Raw genomic sequence first — 19102 nt, 5'->3', positions numbered from 1 at the left:
ACTCACGCGGAAGGCGGCTGCAGCCGCCTTCCGCGTCTCTCCCTGCTCCAGTACAAACCTGACCAATGCCTCTCGACTGCGATAGCTCAGTCGGGCATTCTTATGAATGTCCATTCGATCCTCCGAAGATTCCTAGTTGCTCGTCACAACCAGCTTCTCCGGTCCAAATCGAATGGACAACCTCCTGAAAGATCACAGGTGCCCCAGGTCTCGCTTCTGAGACCTGGGAACCACAAATCCGTGGTTGCACTTGCCTTTCTTGCTGTCATTCCCAAAGGGAATCTGCTGTTAGCGAGCGCGAAGCGCGAGCCCGATCACCCACACTTCACACTCACACTCTCACACTAGAGGTTCAGCAAAAACTCCCGCATCCGCTTAACACCCTCATCAATCGACTCCCGAGTCACCGGATACGACAGCCGCACATGCTCCCGAGTCCCAAACGCCTCACCCGGAACCACCACCACGCGCCCCTCATGCAGCATCTTCGTAGCCAGTTCGGTCGCCGACTTCGTCCCGCCCTTCCCGACATAAGCGCCAACATTGGGATACACATAAAACGCACCCGCCGGCACCGTGCAAGTCACCCCCGGAATCGTCTTCAGCGCCGCAATCATGTAGTCCCGCAGCAGCTTAAACTCCGCGCGAAACTCCTCCACGCACTGCTGCGAACCAGCCAGCGCCGCAATCGCGCCCTTCTGCACAAAGCTCGTAGCATTCGAAGTCTGCTGGCTCTGCAGCTTCGACAGATTCGCAATCACATGCTTCGGACCCAGCGCGTAACCTGCTCTCCAACCGGTCATGGCATATGTTTTGGAAAGAGACCCCAGCACCACCATGTGCTCCTTCGCCCACCCAAACGAGCCCGCCGAAACCGGCTTCGACTCATAGTTCAGGTACACATAGCACTCATCCAGAATCAGGTAGATCCCGCGCTCGTGCGCCACCCGCACAATCCGCTCCAGATCCGCCCCGTCAATCACATTGCCCGCCGGGTTCGACGGCGAATTCAAAATAATCGCCTTCGTCTGCGGAGTAATCTTCGCTTCAATCGCCGCAGCCGTAATCCGGAAGCTCTGCGCCTCCTCCGTCTCCAGAAACACCACCTTGCCCCCGGCATACTGAATGATGTCCTTGAAGCTCACCCAGTACGGCACCGGCAAAATCACCTCATCGCCGTGCTCTACCATGATCTGGATCGCGTTAAACAGCGCCAGTTTCTCGCCCGTGGTGAAGATCGCCTCGTCCACTCCGTAGTCCGAGCCGAAGTCGCAGGCATGGCGGTCCACAATCGCCTTGCGCAGATCGGGAATCCCCGGCACGACCGTGTACCGCGTAAAGTTCTCCTCGATCGCCTTGATCGCCGCATCCTTGATGTGCTTCGGAGTAGGAAAGTGGGGCTCTCCCGCGCCGAAATCCACCAGGTTGACACCAGCAGCCCGCAACCGCGCCGCCTCAGCAGCCACCGCCATCGTCGCCGAAACCTCGATGCGCCCAATGCGGTCCGCAAACACCTTACGCTCTACAGAAAGGGAAGTCGCCATATCACTTCTATCTTACAGATTCGAGCACCACATTTGAGCGCCCTGAGATCTCACCGGAGGTGTAGATTCGCTCTAGTCATTCCCGATCTAGCTACCTGCACCTCTACAAATGAATATCCCACTGTGCCGTCATCGAAACTCATCCGCGCACCAGACATTCCCGATTTGCATCAGATGCACTTCAGAGCACTGTGTTTCCGTGGTATCTTTGCCTGTCCGCTCCGTAAGAATCCTACAAACCAAACTGGGCCTGCTATGGAATCGAGGCTGGTAATGGCTAGAACAGTGAAACATCATTTATGCAATTTGATCGCCGTGGTCGCTCTGTTTTGTTCGGGTTCAACCTTGAGCGGGGGGGTGATATTCGATTCGCACAATCCATCTGCACCTAAGAATCCGCCATGCAAACCGAACACTAAGAATTGCAAGGATTCGCAGCCTCAACCCGGTCCTCAGAGACCATCCGGCGGCAACCCACAACCAAAGCCTCCTAAGAAACCGCCAAAGTAGAGAACAATGTGCTGGCTATAGCAGACCATTCGGCGATCAGTGACGCACGATCCCAGTGACACCGGCAACGAAAAGAGTAGCAAGCAACCAGCCCACCAGAATCTGAATCCAAAGAAACACATGCAGTCGCGGTGGAGTTAGGTAGGAATCGATGCTCTGTAGTACCTTCCTGTAGATCGTTACAATTGGCGATCCAGGCGCATCCTCGCTACTCTCTTTTGTCTTCGGACTTCGTCCCTCCACGATATTATCCGCAGGATTCGGATCGGGCTGCCATTTCGATGCTTGCCCAAGGGTCACCAACGGGAAAGTATTTTCAAGCGAGTAAATCAAAGACGAAAATTTCACATAGTGCGGAGGCGCCTCGCCACGCTCCCGAAAATGACGATACGCATCCGCCTCAGTCGGTGTCATTTTTCCTGCCAAGAAACTCCTTCGATAAATAATCCACCCTAGTCCAGTAGTGCAAAGCAAGAAAATAATCGCATTCTCTGGGTGATACCCATACCCAAAAGGCGCAAGTAGCTCGCCTTGGAACTTATCAAGGCCGTTCATCCTGCCCTGAACCACTTTAGCTTGCATTTCTTTCAAGATCACCGTGGCGTCCTCATCCTCGCCTCGCTCCCGCAAGACCTTTGCCAGTTGCATGTATGGCTGAGGCGACTCTCCTGGATATAATCCAAGCCACTTAAGTCGGTCGGCTACGGATATCCTACCGGTGGTATCATCGTCTTCGATTTCCTCGTAAATAAATCCGTTAAGATGCAATGTCCCCTGAGGTGGCCATTTACCTTTGCTATCTGTAAACTTCCTGGCTTTTGCACCTCGAAGATCCAGTCCTGGAAAGTTAACCGCACCTAACATCTGCACGGATCCGAATTCGGAATTACGCAAGGACAATCCAGTACTATCGAAATCATCGTCAAACTTACTCTCCCCCTGAATATTACTGTTTTCTATCCAAAGCGCATAAATGTTGGATGTTTTAAGAGGGAGCTCTGAATTTCGGAAAAATCCACCGCTTGCATCGATGCCATTCTTCACAAATGCATTGTTGATCCACAGCGGCCCATAGGATTCGAATCCATCGGAGAAAAGGATTTGACCTCCAACTGTGATTTTTTCTAGGTTTAGACTTTTGTTCCCGTAGCCATGAAATTCACCTTGACTGCAATCTAAATCGCCTCCGATTTTAGTGCCTGTTAAGTGAACTCCTCCAGAGAAATTCGTTTGGGTCAGATATAATGTGCCCCCAACCTGCATGTCTTGTCCATAAAGTATGACATTGCATTGATTGTCTTGCTCTGAGTCACAATTGCTAGGATGTTGGTCTCCAATCACTGAGGAGTCGCAGTCCCAATCTCCTCCTATACTCATCCCATCTAGTACGAGCGCTCTACTAGAAGTCATCTTCTCCATGGAGAAGTTCTTGTCGATGACCGCTCCTTGGCCATCCAACCAAGGTACCCAGCAGCCGTTCAACTCTATCGCCGACAAATGTGATGACGAAATATCCAGGTGCCAATCGAATCTGCAATCTTTCAACTTAAGAGTGAGCATCGGAAGATTCAACTCGGATAGGTCGGAGGGGCCCGTTATACGGGCTCCCCTTATAGTTACGATACGACTTTGCAAACTTGCTGATCCAAATATCCATAGGCACAGCTTGCTTAAGAAATCTCCACGAACTTGTCGTTCTGCGGTCCAAGTTTGCCCGTGTACAGCGTCATGGCTTCCGCCGAAGTAACAGTCAGCTTCATTTTGCGCAGTGACTTGTTCAAGAATTAATCTTTCCGCTTGGTTGATCGGAATAGGCGAAATTGTCCGCGCTGGATCGAGTGTCATGGATCGGCTCCAGATCAGGATAGGAGTTAGTAGTCAATCACTAACATATCTCGACCGCATTCACAAGAGTCTCAGTGTTCGTGAATTTCGGCGGGTGGCCCAGGTCTCAAAAAGTCATTCGCCGGGTGCCCCAGGTCTCGCTTCTGAAACCGGGTGCGGTGATCTCCAGTTCGCTGCTCCAGCCGCGCAGCCTCGTCAAGCAATCCGTTGGAATCGGTCCCTCACAGAGTGTGAAACATACCACAAGACGCATATTTCAATCGCGGGTCTCTGACCCATGCACAAACACGCATAATTCCACGCAAATCCACCACAAATGAAGCCAGCAGATTACAACGAATCACGCTTGACACAGCCCCGCAATCCTCCCCAGCCCGAAACAAAATGTTCCACGCGGAGCAATTTCCGGCGTAGCGCAAGTCTCAAAGCGTCCGCTCCACCACAAATCTGGGTGCCCCAGGTCTCGCTTCTGAAACCTGGAAAACCACGAAAGCCAAACCCACATCCATCCAAAAACAAAATTCGCGCCACGCGCGAACCACTCTCATCCGGCATCCCCACAACCGGGTGTGCCCATCCCAGCCCGGGAGGTCCTGATAGCAATCATCCAGAGGAAGTGGCGATCTCCAGCCCATCTGGCACCTCCGCGTCCGGCGAACGCTTCAACCGAATCGAGTCTCCGTTTCCTGTTCGATCTGTGCCGGCCAGTGCGACGGCGGTCAGTGATCTTCATTGACATACCTGCAACCCTGCCATACTCTTCTTCCGCCATCCCCACAGCTGTTTTCTCAAACCCACAATTGATCCGGAGGAAGAACGATGAAAGCCAAATCCCTCGGTCTTGCTGTTCTGCTCGCAGCCCTCGCCACATCGGCGTTGGCCCAAACCCAGTTTTCCGCTTCCAGCAAATGCGCCAAGCCAGACAACTCGCAGTCCATTGAGGTCGGCGATCACCCCGGCCACATGTTGGTTATTGAAAAGAGTTCCTGTACCTGGAGCGCCCCTGTCGAGATGGGTGGATTCAAGTCAACGGGCTATACATCCGTTGACACCGTTGATGCGAAGGGCGCCACTTATCAGGTCCACGGCTACGCCGTACTTACCATGGAAAGCGGCGATAAGGTATTCGCCCGTTATAGCGGTACCGGAACGATGAAGGGAGACATCGCCGCCGCAGAAGGTACGTGGTCCTACACAGGTGGAACCGGCAAGTTCAAAGGGTTAAAAGGTAATGGCACATATAAGGGCTCCGGAGCCTCAGACGGCTCGAACGAAACCCAACTGCAAGGCGAGTACTCGCTGCCCGAAGCCGGCGTCGCGGCAAAGAAGAAGTAAGCAAATTGCCCAGGGTCGTAAAAAGACTGCTCCGTCATAAACGGTTGCGGGTGCCCCTGGTCTCGCTTTTGAGACCAGGGTTAACCACCACAGTCTGTAGCAAGAAAAGCGCCAAAGGCGCGCGCCATCCCAGCCCAGGGCAAATCGGGGTCCCCGGCGAACGCTCTTTTCGTTCGCTGGGGTAGAGCGCCCTGGGTACGAATCACCCAGAAAACCCAAAGGGCTGAAAGCCCGCCCTATCCCCAAGCAGGGGCCACGCCCGCGCCGGAGGGAGCAGCGGCCTTCAGGCCGCTGAAAAACGCACCACAAAACCAGCGGCTTCAGCCCCGGGCCTTACCCCAAAATCCCCCGCGTAACCGAAAGCCACCAAGCCGGACTGCCCCGCCACAGGTAGACCACACATCCCTGCGCAACAAACAGTACCGGCAGCGCATACCGATACACCGCATGCACCCGCCGGTTCACCATCAGATCGCGAACCACGCCAAGAAGCATGATCGCGTCGAGGCAGGGGAAGAACATGGCGCTATTGAAAATGACATCGAACCTGCCCAAAGGCGCGTCCATCAGGCAGCAGCTTGAGAGAAACATCAGCCGCCGGTGCACTTCCGGCTTTCTGCGCCAATAGATGGCAAGCCCAACCAGGACACTGAAGGTCGTCATGTCAAAGAACGGCACACTCAGAAATGTAGGATCGGGCTGATGCAGTTGCACCGCATCAAACCGGCCCATGATCACGGCGATCGTGTATCCCAGCACCGTCATGAGCGCGGCAAGCCCGGCCCCAAACCAGCCCAGCAGGCGATGCACCTTCACATTGTGCGTGCGCACCAGCGCCGACTGCAGGATGTAGAAAACCACCCAGGCCGAAAACGCCGCGCCATGAATCCACAGCAGCACCGGCCGCGGAGGCGCGGCATGGAAGAGATTTCGGTTCACAGTCTGGCTAAACCCGGTTATCACAACCGCGGCAAACAGCAGCGACATGGCGAAGTAGAAATACCGGTCCAGCAACCCGTTGCGACCGGTCACACTATGCAGCGGACGTGCAGGCGCGCCCTGTGAGATGGAAGCCATCAATCAGAACCTCGTTTCGTTCTGGGCCTGGAATCGGCTTTGAAGTATCGATTCGATGCAATCGGGGAGAGGCTCAAGTATCACGCCCCCATGCCACATCCGCAATTGAAAAATGCGGGCTGCCTTGAGGGAGCAGTGATCCTTAGGCCACTGAAAGTTCCGCCACAAACCCAACGGTCTTCAGCCCCGAGCCTTAACGTTGCATTGAATAACCACCTAATCCGGCATACTGAAAACGAGGCCAAAGCCATCCTCAGCTTCAAACATCCGGCACCGCGCAGATCAGCGCAAACAAAGCGCACAAATACACCCAAAAACAGCGCAAATCGCGCCATACCGCACCCTCCCGTATCATCGCAACTAACTGAATTGGAATGCTTTAATAGGATATTTCGCAACAAAAACTCACACCCACCCCGGTGGCCGGAGCACGTATCATGCCAAACCACCATACAGGCCGCAGCGGCGCACAAATTTGGCGGGTGACGGCCTACCGGCACATCAGTAATTCGCGAAATTCATATCTGTTAACCAGAAAATGAATTACCCCCTACCCCCTCTCCTATTGCGCATCTTCGTTGCCAAACCGCGCCAACAACGAAACGAACGCGCCGAGAGAAGGCTGGTTCCACCGACGATCGGCCGGTTGCTTTCTTACTGTCCAGCCCTGGCCGCTTGCCCGCGCTGCTGGCCGCCAGCGGAGACGGTAAACGCATATAAGGTATCGCTTGCAGCTACAACCAGATATTGCCGCCCATCCAGATCGTAAGTCATCGGACCATTGCTCACGGAAGACGTAAGCCCCGCGTGCCATACGGGGTGTCCCGTCTTCGGATCGAATGCGATGAAGTTATTCGAGGGATCGCCGGTAAACAGCAACCCGCCCGCCGTGGTCAGCACACCGGCAAGTGACTCGCCTTCCCCTGGATACACATGACGCCAGCGTATCTTGCCAGTCTGGTAGTCAAGAGCGACCAACTCTGACTGCCCCCACACGGAGCTGTCGCGTCCGCCGTATCCTTCGGGTTCCGCGCTCGTATCGGTCAAATAAAACACGCTGTACGACGGAGTGGCACTCACGTAGAACAACCCCGTCTGTGGATCGAAACTCGGCGGCGGCCAATTCGTCGCGCCGCTCGACGCTGGATTCACCAGCACCCCATCCGTCTTCGGCTCTTTCTCTGAATTCAGTATCGGCTGCCCCTTCGCGTTCACCCCCGATGACCAGTTCAAATCCGTATCGAATTTGCTCGTCACCACACTCTTGCCATTCGTCCGGTCCAGAACGAAGAAGAACCCATTCCGCGCCGCCTGTCCAATTAGCTTCCTCGGTTTCCCATCTACGTTGGCATCGAAGATAACCGGCTCTTCTACATCGTCCCAATCGTGCGTATCGTGCGGCGACGCCTGGAAATACCAGACGAGTTTGCCGTTGTCCGGATTGAGCGCCACAATCGAGCACGTGTACAGGTTGTCGCCCTTGCGGCTCTGCGGCGCGTGCACCGGGTTCGGATTCCCTGTCCCCCAGAACAGCAGATTCAGATCCGGATCATACGTGCCTGTGAGCCACGTCATGCCGCCGCCATGCTCCATCGCCTGTGCATTGGGCCAGGTGTCTGCGCCGGGCTCACCAGGCCGCGGCTCCGTATTGAATCGCCACTGCACAGCGCCCGTCTCTGGATCGCGTGCCTCCAGATATCCGGGGTCGTCGAGAGAATCGCCTCCCACGCCCACGATGATGTGGTTGTTGACCACCAGCGGAGCTGGCGTCGCAAAATACTCGAGCGTCAGATCTGCAATCTCCACCGACCAGCGGAGTTTCCCTGTGTTCTTATCCAGGCAGATCAGGTGATCGTCAGGCGTTTCGAAATAAACTGCATCGTGATACACAGCCACGCCGCGGTTTCCAATATGAATGCCGCCCTTGCTCTGCCAGCTGTAGTGCCATATCTCGCGGCCCGTCCGCGCATCCACTGCCCACGCGTGGTCTGGAACGCTGAAATAGAGGATGCCATCCACTTCGAGCGGCGTGGCCTTAATTCCGGCACTGAATGGCAATGCGCTTGGTCCGGTATGGATTTGATAGCTCCACGCCAGATTCAGATCCTTCACATTGCCGGCATTGATCTGCTTCAGCGGACTGAACCGTTTCCCGGAATAATCACCGTTATACGTCGGCCAGCTTCCCGGCGCCGGATGAAGAATCGCCGCTGGATCGAGCCCTTGCGCAGGCAGCGAAACTGGCATAGCCAACGAAACGGGAAGCAAAGAGATTGTCAGGATCGCGTTTCGAAGCTTCATTTGAGCGTCTCCAGATAGGCAAGAATGTTATGCATGTCGGCATCCGAATACTCGTGCAGCAGCTTCAGGTGTTGCTCAAGCGGATCCTGGATCTGAACCTGGATACCCTTCGCATCGTCGTAAGTCCACGAGCGATACACGCCCGAGCTATCCCGCAGCCCAACGCTGAAATCATCGATGTGTGCCAGCACCCCGGAGTACTTCACACCCGAAGGCAGCGTCGTGCTCGGAGGCACCGTCACCGTTACATGCTTCTCCGCGCGCGAATCAGGCGGCGGCCCCATGCCAAATCGATTCATATTCCCGGGGTAGAGAAACCGGCCTTCCAGCGTGACCGGCTCATATTTCGCAGCAATGTGCGCCAAGTCGCCCGTAGCCGAGTGGCAGGTCGCGCAGTGCACCTGGAAGTACGCTTCTCCGGTCTTTGGATCTCCGGTGACGATGTTCTGAATGCTATATTCCATGCGGTTCGCCGCGGCCTGAGTTCGCCCCAGCAGGAACTGCGCGATGTCGTGAATCTGCGCATCGGTAAAGTTCGCGAACGCGGGCATACCTTTAGTGAGCCGCCCATCATGGATAACCGGGCCAATCTCTTTCCCTGACCCCTGATCGTGCAACACCAATGTTGACCGCACGAGATTTGGTCCCTGCGCTCCGCCAGTAGCGTTGGTGCCATGGCAAAAACCGCAGGTCTGCACAAAGGTCGCCTGTCCCCGCTTCTCTGCCTCAGTATCCGGCGGTGCGCCAATCGCCAGAAAACCGCGGATCATCTGCCGTACCGCCTCGGAGCTGCGCGCACCCTGCTGTGGCTGAGCTCCCTGTTGCCCAGGCGCGGACTGGCCCGGCGTGGCAGAGGGCTTTTGTCCACTGGAGTCCGCCTGCTTGGCCTTTTGATCAGTAGCGGAAGGATTCTGCTGTTGAGTCTGGGTTCCGAAGACCCCGGCTACAAGAAAGAAGCACAACAAAACGGCACGGATCATATCAATTCAATGTTGTATCACCATAGCCTGCCGCCTCGTCACAACGAACTTTGACTGCAAGAATGGATTGTGCCGGTTGGGCTTATCGGCGGACGCAGATTATGCAACCTCTCTTGGAAGCGCCTTTGGCAAATACATGGTTGAGAGGAACAGCAGTGCGTGCAGGAGGATGAGCAACACAAACGTCTGGACAAAAGAGCTGGAAATTACCTCAAGCGACCATCCAGACTCCATTCTCCGGGCGAGGAACGTCGCGAGAAAAGTCGTCATGGTGGGACCGCCGAGCCGCTGGACGATATTCAGTGTCGTAGTCGCCATCGGCAACTCGCTTTTCGGCACGCCGCTGTATGCGGCTGAAATCGACGGCACGCCGATGGCTCCCTGGCCTACTCCACGTAGCACCAATGCCGCGACGAAGATCGGGCCAACGATGTTATGACGCGCCAACAGCGCAAGCGCAACCGCCGTCAGCAGGCTCACGAGCGATCCGCTCGCAGCCACGTTCCGGATTCCGAACCGATTGGTCAGCCAACCCAGGGATGGATACACCACCAACATGCCAAGACCGAGCGGCAGCAACAGCAGTCCCACCGCAGCTGGCGTGCGCCCGCAACTGCGAATCAGATAGAGCGGCAGCAGCATCTGCGTGGCATACACAATCCCGTTCTGAAGAAACTGGGTCTGCGCCGAGACCGAAAAGGCTCCCTTACGAAAGAGCTCCAGATCCACGAGCGCTCGCCGTCCTTTGCGCAGGGCTGTGCGCGCGAACACGCATATCACCAGAACTCCGGCGGCAAAGCAACCCTGTCCTTCACGAATGCCGATGTGGTCTGCTCCGTAAAGGAACAACACCAGCGCCGGAGACAACAGGAGGAAACCTTGCACATCGAAGGCTCGCTTCTGGGCCCGTGTTTCACTCCGGGGCAGAAAAAGAACCGCCAGCAGCAAGCCCAGCGCGCCTATAGGAAGGTTCACCAGGAACAGCCATCGCCATGTGAGATATTGCAGGATCGCTCCGGCGATAATTGGCCCCAGGAGCGGCCCAAGCAGGATAGGCACAGCGGCATAACCCAACACCTTTGCCATGTGCCGCCCGGCGGCCTGAGCCATGATCAACTGGGCCATGGGCGCAAGCAGCCCACCCGCCATGCCCTGCAGAATGCGGAAGCCGATCAGGGACTCCGCCGACCATGCCGCGCCGCACAACGCAGAGGCAAGCGTGAAGGCGCTGAAGCACCAGAGATAAAGCGTCCTGACGCCAACGCGATCCACAAGCCAACCGTTCAGAGGCATCTCAGCAGCGCAAGAGCCAGCAGGTAGCCACTCGTCACCCACTGCATTGTCTGCAGCGTGCTGTGCAGGCTCACGGTGAGGCTGGACAGTGAAACGTTGACCACTGTCGAATCGATCTGCGCCAGCAACGATCCGAGGATTGCGACCGAGGCTACCTTCCAGATATGCGCAGGCAGCCTCTCGGATGGAACTTCCAGGCTAGGCAATAGCTTCCAGAACCTGCTGTGTCGTGCGGACATGCGACAGACGCGGGAAGATCGCCTTGAAGGCAAAGTTCTGCATCTCAGGCGAGAAGGTGCTGCACGCATCCTCCACCGTCACAAATGCGAACCCCAGCCCTGTACCTTGCCGCAGCGTGCTCTCCACACCCATGTTGGTGGCGATACCTGCAAGCACCACCGTCGCAATGCCGCGGCTGCGCAGTTCGCTTTCGAGGGGCGTCTGTGCGAATGCCCCCCAATGACGCTTACTGATGAGCAGATCACCGCTTTGCATAGCTGCGGCCTCTGCAATTTCGCTGGCAGCGGCAGGGAGATCCTTCGGCAGAATCACCGGTTCATCTGTAGGCAGGGAAAGAAAGTCGCTGAGAGGAACGCGCACGTACACTACTAACGCTCCTTTGGAGCGAAATGCTTCTGCCATGGCGTGCGACCGCTCCACGACCTCACTGGCGGTGTAAGGGCTGGTTTCACGGCCCAGAATGGCGTTCTGCAGATCGATCAACACCAGCGCGGTCGTCTTCGGGTTCAGTTTCCACTCGGCACTCATCTTCACTCCTTTGCAATGTGAGGGTCTCCTCACATTCACTAGAGTTAGAATATGAGGGTGGGCTCACATTCGTCAAATACCGTCCGGCGCTCTCCTCAGCAGGATCGTTCGACCCGGCGAGTCGGCGCGTTTCTCGAAGCGGCCGAGACACTGTTTGCCGAGCTTGGATTTGAAGCTGCAACGATGACAGAGATAGCCGAGCGGGCAGGCTCGTCGATAGGTGCTTTATATAGCTATTTCCCAGACAAGAAATCAATCGCCCTGGCCTTGCTGGACACCTATGCGGCACAGATTGAAGAACATTGGCGGCCACTCTTCGATGAGATTGTTTCGCTTTCGGCGGAAGATTTTTCCGAGCGCTTCATTGACCGCTTTCTTGACTTCGTCGCCGCGCACCCTGCCTACCTGCAGCTGCAGGCCGCGCCTATTCGGCTGCGTCGAAGCGCCGCGGCAAAACGCGCCTTTCGCGCTTCTCTCATCAAAGCGCTGTCGCTGCGTGTCCCTTCCATGCCGCAGCAGAGATCCGAGCTGTGCGCAAATGTCGTATTGCAAATTGTGCGCGGCATGATGCTGATGTACAACGACGCGGAACTCTCCCAGCGGGCGATTGTGAGCCGGGAGTTTAAGACCGCTCTTTCGGCTTACCTGAAGACTGTTTTCAGGTGATCGCTGCCGAGACCGGTCCTCGCAGCCCGACTTGTGTCCCCTATGGAGCGATAATCAGCCTCCCAGCAACACAGGAAGCTGGCTGGCCCCTATTCCCACTCTCACGCCTCCCTTGCTACCCTCTTCACAGAAGCCCAATAACCATCAACACATCTTCGCTTTTTCTTCTATCTTTCTCCCCGTCTGCCCTGCTACAATCCCATTCGAATACGCGATTTCCGCCCTGCATTTTCGCGGGTTTTCCCACGAGAACAGCATTGCGAACCGCGACAGGAGACGTACATCATGCCCATCGCGGACGACCGCGCCCGAGCAGTAGAAAGCGCACTCTCACAAATCGAAAAGCAGTTCGGCAAAGGCTCCATCATGCGTCTCGGCGCAAAAGAAGCCATTGTGCCGATCTCCGTTATCTCGACCGGCTCCATCAGCTTCGACGCCGCCCTCGGCGTCGGCGGCGTTCCCCGTGGCCGTGTCATCGAGATATTCGGCCCTGAGTCTTCAGGCAAGACCACCATCACCCTGCAGATCATCGCCGAGGCGCAGCGCAACGGCGGCCTGGCCGCCTTTGTCGATGCCGAGCATGCGCTCGATCCCGTCTACGCCAAGAAACTCGGCGTTGACACCGACAACCTGCTCATCTCGCAGCCTGACTACGGCGAGCAAGCCCTCGAAATCACAGAGGCTCTGGTCCGCTCCGGCGCTATCGATGTCCTAGTTGTTGACTCTGTAGCCGCTCTCGTTCCCAAGGCCGAACTTGACGGCGAAATGGGCGACTCTCACGTAGGCCTCCAGGCTCGCCTAATGTCTCAGGCGCTACGCAAGCTGACCGGCACGGTCTCCAAGTCGCGCACTTGCCTCATCTTCATCAACCAGATCCGCGAGAAGATCGGCGTTATGTTCGGCAACCCCGAAACAACTACCGGTGGCCGCGCCCTCAAGTTCTACTCCTCGGTTCGCGTCGACATCCGCCGCATCGCTGCCGTCAAGGAAGGCGACACCGTCGTTGGTTCCCGCACCAAAGTCAAGATCGTCAAGAACAAGGTTGCCGCGCCTTTCCGCGAAGCTGAATTCGACATCCTCTACGGCGAAGGCATCTCCCGCGAAGGCGATGTGCTTGATCTTGCCGTGCAGCACAACATCGTCGAGAAGTCGGGCGCATGGTACAGCTATGACGGCGAGCGCATCGGCCAGGGCCGCGAAAACGTCCGCAACTTCCTCAAGGAACACGCCGACATATTTGCGAAACTCGACGCTCAGGTTCGCCAGAAGCTCAACATCGGCGTCCAGACCAAAGCCGAAGTTCCTGAAGTTCCAGCCGACGGCCCGGCTGTAGCTCAGCAGGCTGTCCGTTCCCGTCGCTAGCAACGAAACGCTGCCGGCCTGACCGGGACCGTGCAACCAAGTCTCACAATCCGGGCGGCTGTCATTCGATCCAAGACAGCCGTCTTTCTCCGCGCTGCTAGAATGCGTGAAGTTGTGCGCAGCAAGATGCGCTGAAGGACCAGCATTGGCATGGGCGTAAAGGCCATCTATCCCGGAACATTCGATCCGCCCACCAACGGCCATCTGGACCTGATTACCCGCGGCTCAAAGCTCTTTGACGAGCTAACTGTCGCCATCCTCAACAACCCCGTCAAAAATCCGCTATTCACAGTCGATGAACGCGTAGAGATGTTGCGCGAAGTCACCCGGCAGATCGGCAACATCCATGTCGCAACATTCGAAGGACTGATGGTGGATTTTGCTAAGAAGATCGGCGCAACGGCTGTTTTGCGGGGCATCCGCGCCATTACCGATTACGAGTATGAGTTTCAGATGGCGCTGATGAATCGGCGGCTGGCTCCAGAGATTGAGACGGTGTTTCTACAGCCGGCGGGACGTTACTCGTTCGTGAGCTCGCGGCTGGTGAAAGAAGTGGTGAGCTTCGGCGGCAAGGTGGATGGACTGGTGCCGGCGAATGTGGCGCGGCGGCTCGTGGGCCGCATGAAGCGCGGCTGAACACTCTCAGTCACCGGCATTCTCCTGGTCGGCCTCAATCCTTAAAGCAAAAATTGGCGCAGGCAGATTGCTCTACCGAAATATCGCGGTAGAGCCTTGCTTTACGCTTCAATCAAAGACTGGAATATAGACACAGTATCCGCGGGGTGGTGCGGGAAATTCCGCGTTGCCTTCGGCATCGGTCGTGCGTTCGTCAGGGTGCGCAGCGTCGTGGCCGTCCCATGCAACGGGACGGAACTTTGTGTTCTGCCACTGTGTCTTGACTGAAGTACCGCTCCATTTATCGCCAAGGTTGTTGAGCACGTAGATGAGGCCGGGCTGATCGACAATATCGGACTTGTAGCCGGCGCGCTGCATGATGTAAAGATCGGGATCGGCGTGCAGGATCTGTGAGTCGCCGCCGGCGTGCGAATGATGCACGGCGATGAGGGCGTCGATACCGTTGGGAGTGCCTCCACGGCCAAGCCCATTGTTGTAGTAGTCGTACCAGAAGATGCAGGGATAACCTTCATGAACCATGATGAAGGAGTAGGCAAGCATCTTGTCGTTAACGATGGCGTTGTCGCCCATGTCGTGGTTATCGACGAAAGTGGTGGCGTGCATGGGACGCTGCGTGACCACTGCGCCATTGTCGGTGAGGTTGCGCAGATCGTAGTTGGGGGTGTCGCAGACGTCTTTAAGTTTATAGCGCATGGGAAAGTCAAAGCAGGAGATCTGGTTGTCGGTCATGGCGTTGACGCGTTCGAGCCATGCATTGATCTCTTCCGTGCCTGACCATAGCTCGGCTACAACGAAAGGCGTGAAGTCGTGTCCGTCTTTGACGTAGCGGTACTTGGCAAGAACGCTGATCATCCATGAGCCGAAGCCCTTGGCGAAGTCGAAACGGAAGCCGTCGAAGCCGAGCTCTTCGATGAGGAAGCGCGCATAGTCAAACATGGCTTTGTAGACATCGGGATTGCGATGACAGAGGTGCGGGAAGTCGGCGAAGTGCTCGCCCTCGATCATGACCTGCTCGAAGCGGCTGGGGTGAAAGCTGTTCCAGTCACGGGGAAATTGGCCGCTCTTGGGGCGGAATTTGGTCCAGCGCTTCTGGCCGTCGAGAGGATTGACCTCCTGCTCATCGGCGCCTGAGTTGTGGTTGATGACCATGTCGGCGTAGAGGCCAATGCCGTGTTCGTGGGCCTTTTTGATGAGCGCTTCAAGCTCGGCGCGATTGCCGTATAGAGTCTTGACGCCGCCCTTCTGATCGTAGTCGCCGAGATCCCAGTAGTCGTAAGGGTCGTAGCCGTTGCCGCGGTGGTCGGCGGCTTTGGAAACCGGAGGCAGCCACAAGGCATTGATCTTCGAACCCGCCAGAGCTTCGATGCGCTCACCTATGTAATTCCACCAGTTGTACTCCTGCTTTTCCAGGATGGGCGCATCCCAGTAAAAGGCCTGCATCATGACAGCCATCGCCGTTCTCTCCTATGAAGACGGAAAGTGTGATGCAGGCCGCCAGAGGAAAGCTGTACGCAACCGGGAAGCTTACAAAAGGAGGGGTGAACGCGCAGCCGTCATTGGATCGGCTGCGCGTCTGTGGAGAGCTGCTGGTTTACTTCAGGTGCAGATCGAAATCGACTTCCTTGCGGGAATCGAAAGAGCTGATAGTTTTAACCGAGCTCTTCTTTTTACCCTTTTCAGCCCAGACCTGGTAGTCATCAACCATGCCCACCTGAGCAAAACGGAAACTTCCGCTCTGTGGGGTGGTAAAGCTTTTGACATCCCGGCTCTTCACGTTCTCCAGGAACACGGTAGCGCCCACAACCGCTTGTTCGCTGTCGTCAAGAACCTTGCCCTGAATGACGCGCTGGCCAAAGTTCTGAGCCTCAGCCTCAGGGGCAACGATCGACGGCTCAACATGGGAAGAGCCCCAGGTGAAACTCGCTCCCGGCGTTATGCCAAGCGCAATACCCGCTGCGGCGATCGAGAGAACTTTAAAGGCAATTTTTGAGCAATAGCGCAATCTGTCCGTTCCATATCTGTAGCGTGTTGGCAGGTTCACTCCTCTTCCTCTTCTTCGTCAAGAAACTCGTCATCATCTTCATCGTATTCGTCGCCCTCGACGTGTGCCAGCTCGATGGGATCGGTACCGACGACTTCGAATTCGGTTCCACACTCGTCACAGGCGACGATGTCGCCCTCTTCTACTTCATCTTCTTCGAAATCCAGCGGGGTCTCGCATTCTGGACAATTTTTCGGCATTTCGCCTCCTTCTTTCTATGTACCAGCCAGGGATTATGATGGCAACTACACGTACAGGTGTTTCGTTTAGTTTGAAAAACGGTACCGCTGCCGGTCAAGACCAGTGGAAAAGCACGCATATTGGAATATCCGTTTTACGGAAAGGAATCCGATGAAAATTCGGGTAATACGGCGCGTTGTTGAGTCTGGTCTACCACGCTTTCTCCGGATGCCGATAGCGGCTCTTGCGGTTGTATCCGTTTTGACGCCGGCACTGGCGCAAACGGATTACAAACTTGGCGGAGAACCTGTAACCGCAGCCAAGGCCGATCCGGCAATTGTGGCAGCGCTCAGCCAGGTTTCACAGACCCGCATTCGTCAGACGATTGAGAAGCTGGTTAGTTTCGGCACGCGGTCTACGCTGTCGAGCATGGCGACAGACCTGCCCCTGGGACAGGGCGTAACGGCTGCGGCGGACTGGATCTATAGCCAGTTTGAGGAGATCTCGAAGGAGTGCGGCGACTGCCTGGAGGTGAAGCGCGACACCTTCACCAACCCCGTTGCGGAGCGAATTCCGAAGCCGACGACGATTACGAATGTGTACGCGATTTTACGGGGAACGGGCGCTGCTGACGACAAGGGATACGGTCGCATGTACCTGGTCACCGGGCATTATGACTCGCGCAACTCCGACGTAATGGACGATCATGGCACGGCACCCGGGGCGAATGACGATGCCTCAGGCGTGGCGGTTTCGCTGGAATGCGCGCGGGTGCTGAGCAAGTTGAAAGAAAAGCTGCCGGCTTCGCTGGTATTTGTAGCAGTTGCGGGCGAAGAGCAGGGACTGAATGGCTCGTCGCACCTGGCAAAGCTGGCGAAGGATGAGGGCTGGGATCTTGAAGGCGTGCTGAACAACGACATTGTTGGCGGCAACACGACGCCGGGCGACACGCTGCAGCGCAAGGATGTGGTGCGCGTGTTCTCTGAGGGTATTCCGACGGTAGCTACGCCGGAGCAGGTGCGGCGGATTCGCGCGCTGGGTACAGCAGACGATGCCCCGAGCCGCGAACTGGCGCGGGCGACGGCCGATGTGGCGCGAACCTACGATAAGGGAAGCAATGGGAAGCTGGGCTTTGCGCCATTTCTGGTTTCGCGGCCTGATCGCTATCTGCGCGGCGGTGATCATACGAGCTTTAATCGCGAGGGATTTGCGGCAGTACGGATCACGGAATGGCGCGAGGACTACAACCATCAGCACCAGAATGTTCGCATGGAAGATGACGTGCAGTATGGCGATCTGCTGCAGTATGTGGACTTCAAATATGTGGCGAATGTGGCTCGGCTGAATGCGGCAACTCTGGCAACGCTGGCGGCTTCGCCGGGCATACCAGTTGACGTGAAGGTGAATGCGCGGAAACTGGAGAACGGCACGACGCTGACGTGGAAAGCTCCTGCGGGCGCGGCGGCGGGACTGCACTATGAACTGCTGTGGCGCGAGACAAACGCTCCTGACTGGCAATATCTGAAGGTGATTCCAGCGGCGGCTGGCTCCGATGAGGTAACGATCACCGTACCTGTCTCAAAAGACAACGTCTTCTTTGGTGTGCGGGCGGTGGATGCCGCCGGGCATCGTGGACTGGTCGCTGTCCCATAACGGCGAGGTATCGGTACCGGAGTGGTCATATCGGCATGACACTGGAACGGCTTTGGTTGTAGGCTCGGGATGAGAGGGCCAGCGATGCCGGGGCAGATCCAATTTGCGATGCCTGATTTCAAGGGCGCGACTCGACGCCTGATTCTGTGGAATCTGGGCGCTTTTTTCGTCGTGCTCCTGGCCGGCGTGGCGCATATCGACGCACTGGCTTCGTTCTTCGGCAGCGTGGCCTTGCGGCCGGAGATGTTTCTGGCTGGGCAGGTATGGCAGCCGTTTACCTACAGCCTGATCCATGTGGGCGTTATCAACACGGCGTTTGAGCTGCTCTCGCTATGGTTTCTGTGCGGGTTTCTGGAGATGATGCACGGTGACCGCTGGCTGATGTGGCTCTATGCGATCTCAGTGCTGGGCGCGGCGATTACGGCAATCGTGATCTTCGTAGTCGGGATGAAGATTGGCTATCCGCCTCCGCTCATTCCGATTTACGGCTGCATGGGCGGCATCTTCGGACTGCTGGTGGCGATCGGGCTGCTGCACGGAGAGACCGAGTTTCAGCTCATGTTTGTGCTGGGGATGAAGGCCAAATACATGGCCATCGTCTATGGGCTGATTACGCTGGCCATGACCTTTGGCGAGTCCCGTATGTATGCCTTCGCTGAGCTTGGCGGAGGACTGGCCGCGCTGTTCTATGTGCGCTTTGCGCCCAGCAAGGGCTTTGGCTTTGCCTTCAGTGAGAGCTGGTATGGCCTGCGCAACCGATATTACCGCTGGAAGCGCCGCCGCGCCGCAAGCAAGTTCGAGGTTTACATGAAGAAGCAGGGGCGAACGGTGCGGTTTGATGGGCAGGGCCGCATGATCGATGACGACGATGTGCGGCATGACGACCGCAAGCGGTGGAACTAGCGAGTCCA

17 protein-coding genes are annotated in these 19102 nt (G+C 56.6%); 6 read left to right on the top strand and 11 right to left on the bottom strand.

Going from position 1 to position 19102, the window contains the following annotated elements; all coding sequences use genetic code 11:
• Window positions 1-344: 344 nt before the first annotated feature.
• Window positions 345-1544 carry a pyridoxal phosphate-dependent aminotransferase gene (locus OHL22_RS18200; protein ID WP_263340506.1) on the bottom strand — a complete coding sequence of 400 codons (1200 nt, stop codon included), beginning with the start codon at window positions 1542-1544 and terminating at the stop codon, window positions 345-347.
• Between the two features lie 546 nt (window positions 1545-2090).
• Window positions 2091-3899 carry a hypothetical protein gene (locus OHL22_RS18195; RefSeq protein WP_263340504.1) on the bottom strand — a complete coding sequence of 603 codons (1809 nt, stop codon included), beginning with the start codon at window positions 3897-3899 and terminating at the stop codon, window positions 2091-2093.
• Window positions 3900-4718: 819 nt separating this feature from the next.
• Between OHL22_RS18195 and OHL22_RS18190 the strand changes: the two genes are divergently transcribed.
• Window positions 4719-5234, top strand: a complete 516-nt coding sequence (locus tag OHL22_RS18190; RefSeq protein ID WP_263340502.1) for a hypothetical protein — start codon at window positions 4719-4721, stop codon at window positions 5232-5234.
• Window positions 5235-5567: 333 nt separating this feature from the next.
• On the opposite strand, the gene OHL22_RS18185 is transcribed toward OHL22_RS18190, so the two are convergent.
• From OHL22_RS18185 to OHL22_RS18160, 6 genes are all read right to left on the bottom strand, one after another.
• Complete coding sequence (locus OHL22_RS18185; RefSeq protein WP_263340500.1) at window positions 5568-6311, bottom strand: hypothetical protein; 744 nt, start codon at window positions 6309-6311, stop codon at window positions 5568-5570.
• A 654-nt stretch (window positions 6312-6965) separates the two neighbouring features.
• The gene (locus tag OHL22_RS18180) at window positions 6966-8612 is read right to left on the bottom strand and encodes an acido-empty-quinoprotein group A (RefSeq protein ID WP_263340498.1); all 1647 of its coding nucleotides are present in this window, start codon (window positions 8610-8612) and stop codon (window positions 6966-6968) included.
• Window positions 8609-9592 (bottom strand): c-type cytochrome, encoded by a 984-nt coding sequence (locus OHL22_RS18175; RefSeq protein WP_263340495.1) that lies wholly within the window; start codon window positions 9590-9592, stop codon window positions 8609-8611. The genes OHL22_RS18180 and OHL22_RS18175 overlap by 4 nt, the downstream gene beginning before the upstream one ends.
• Before the next feature lie 99 nt (window positions 9593-9691).
• Complete coding sequence (locus OHL22_RS18170; protein ID WP_263340491.1) at window positions 9692-10885, bottom strand: MFS transporter; 1194 nt, start codon at window positions 10883-10885, stop codon at window positions 9692-9694.
• Complete coding sequence (locus tag OHL22_RS18165; RefSeq protein ID WP_263340489.1) at window positions 10876-11091, bottom strand: hypothetical protein; 216 nt, start codon at window positions 11089-11091, stop codon at window positions 10876-10878. The genes OHL22_RS18170 and OHL22_RS18165 overlap by 10 nt, the downstream gene beginning before the upstream one ends.
• Window positions 11084-11653 carry an isochorismatase family protein gene (locus OHL22_RS18160; RefSeq protein ID WP_263340486.1) on the bottom strand — a complete coding sequence of 190 codons (570 nt, stop codon included), beginning with the start codon at window positions 11651-11653 and terminating at the stop codon, window positions 11084-11086. The genes OHL22_RS18165 and OHL22_RS18160 overlap by 8 nt, the downstream gene beginning before the upstream one ends.
• Before the next feature lie 51 nt (window positions 11654-11704).
• On the opposite strand from OHL22_RS18160, the gene OHL22_RS18155 reads away from it, so the two are divergent.
• The 3 genes from OHL22_RS18155 to coaD all read left to right on the top strand — a co-directional run bounded on the left by OHL22_RS18155 (window position 11705) and on the right by coaD (window position 14317).
• Window positions 11705-12319 carry a TetR/AcrR family transcriptional regulator gene (locus tag OHL22_RS18155; protein ID WP_263340483.1) on the top strand — a complete coding sequence of 205 codons (615 nt, stop codon included), beginning with the start codon at window positions 11705-11707 and terminating at the stop codon, window positions 12317-12319.
• Between the two features lie 291 nt (window positions 12320-12610).
• The gene (gene recA / locus OHL22_RS18150) at window positions 12611-13681 is read left to right on the top strand and encodes a recombinase RecA (RefSeq protein ID WP_317890907.1); all 1071 of its coding nucleotides are present in this window, start codon (window positions 12611-12613) and stop codon (window positions 13679-13681) included.
• A gap of 150 nt (window positions 13682-13831) precedes the next feature.
• Window positions 13832-14317 carry a pantetheine-phosphate adenylyltransferase gene (gene coaD / locus OHL22_RS18145; protein ID WP_263340476.1) on the top strand — a complete coding sequence of 162 codons (486 nt, stop codon included), beginning with the start codon at window positions 13832-13834 and terminating at the stop codon, window positions 14315-14317.
• A gap of 108 nt (window positions 14318-14425) precedes the next feature.
• On the opposite strand, the gene OHL22_RS18140 is transcribed toward coaD, so the two are convergent.
• The 3 genes from OHL22_RS18140 to OHL22_RS18130 all read right to left on the bottom strand — a co-directional run bounded on the left by OHL22_RS18140 (window position 14426) and on the right by OHL22_RS18130 (window position 16558).
• Window positions 14426-15769 (bottom strand): alpha-amylase domain-containing protein, encoded by a 1344-nt coding sequence (locus tag OHL22_RS18140; protein ID WP_263340472.1) that lies wholly within the window; start codon window positions 15767-15769, stop codon window positions 14426-14428.
• Between the two features lie 139 nt (window positions 15770-15908).
• The gene (locus tag OHL22_RS18135) at window positions 15909-16358 is read right to left on the bottom strand and encodes a carboxypeptidase-like regulatory domain-containing protein (protein WP_263340470.1); all 450 of its coding nucleotides are present in this window, start codon (window positions 16356-16358) and stop codon (window positions 15909-15911) included.
• Window positions 16355-16558, bottom strand: coding sequence for a hypothetical protein (locus OHL22_RS18130; RefSeq protein ID WP_263340467.1), 204 nt, complete (start codon window positions 16556-16558; stop codon window positions 16355-16357). The genes OHL22_RS18135 and OHL22_RS18130 overlap by 4 nt, the downstream gene beginning before the upstream one ends.
• 151 nt (window positions 16559-16709) lie before the next feature.
• Between OHL22_RS18130 and OHL22_RS18125 the strand changes: the two genes are divergently transcribed.
• Window positions 16710-18191, top strand: coding sequence for a M28 family metallopeptidase (locus tag OHL22_RS18125; RefSeq protein ID WP_263340465.1), 1482 nt, complete (start codon window positions 16710-16712; stop codon window positions 18189-18191).
• 84 nt (window positions 18192-18275) lie between these two features.
• Window positions 18276-19094 carry a rhomboid family intramembrane serine protease gene (locus tag OHL22_RS18120; RefSeq protein WP_263340462.1) on the top strand — a complete coding sequence of 273 codons (819 nt, stop codon included), beginning with the start codon at window positions 18276-18278 and terminating at the stop codon, window positions 19092-19094.
• Window positions 19095-19102: the final 8 nt, after the last annotated feature.

The organism is Acidicapsa dinghuensis (assembly GCF_025685685.1).
In the GTDB taxonomy this organism is placed as follows: domain Bacteria; phylum Acidobacteriota; class Terriglobia; order Terriglobales; family Acidobacteriaceae; genus Acidicapsa; species Acidicapsa dinghuensis.
The sequence above is the reverse complement of the archived record's forward strand: the minus strand, read 5'-3'. Positions and strand labels throughout refer to the sequence as shown.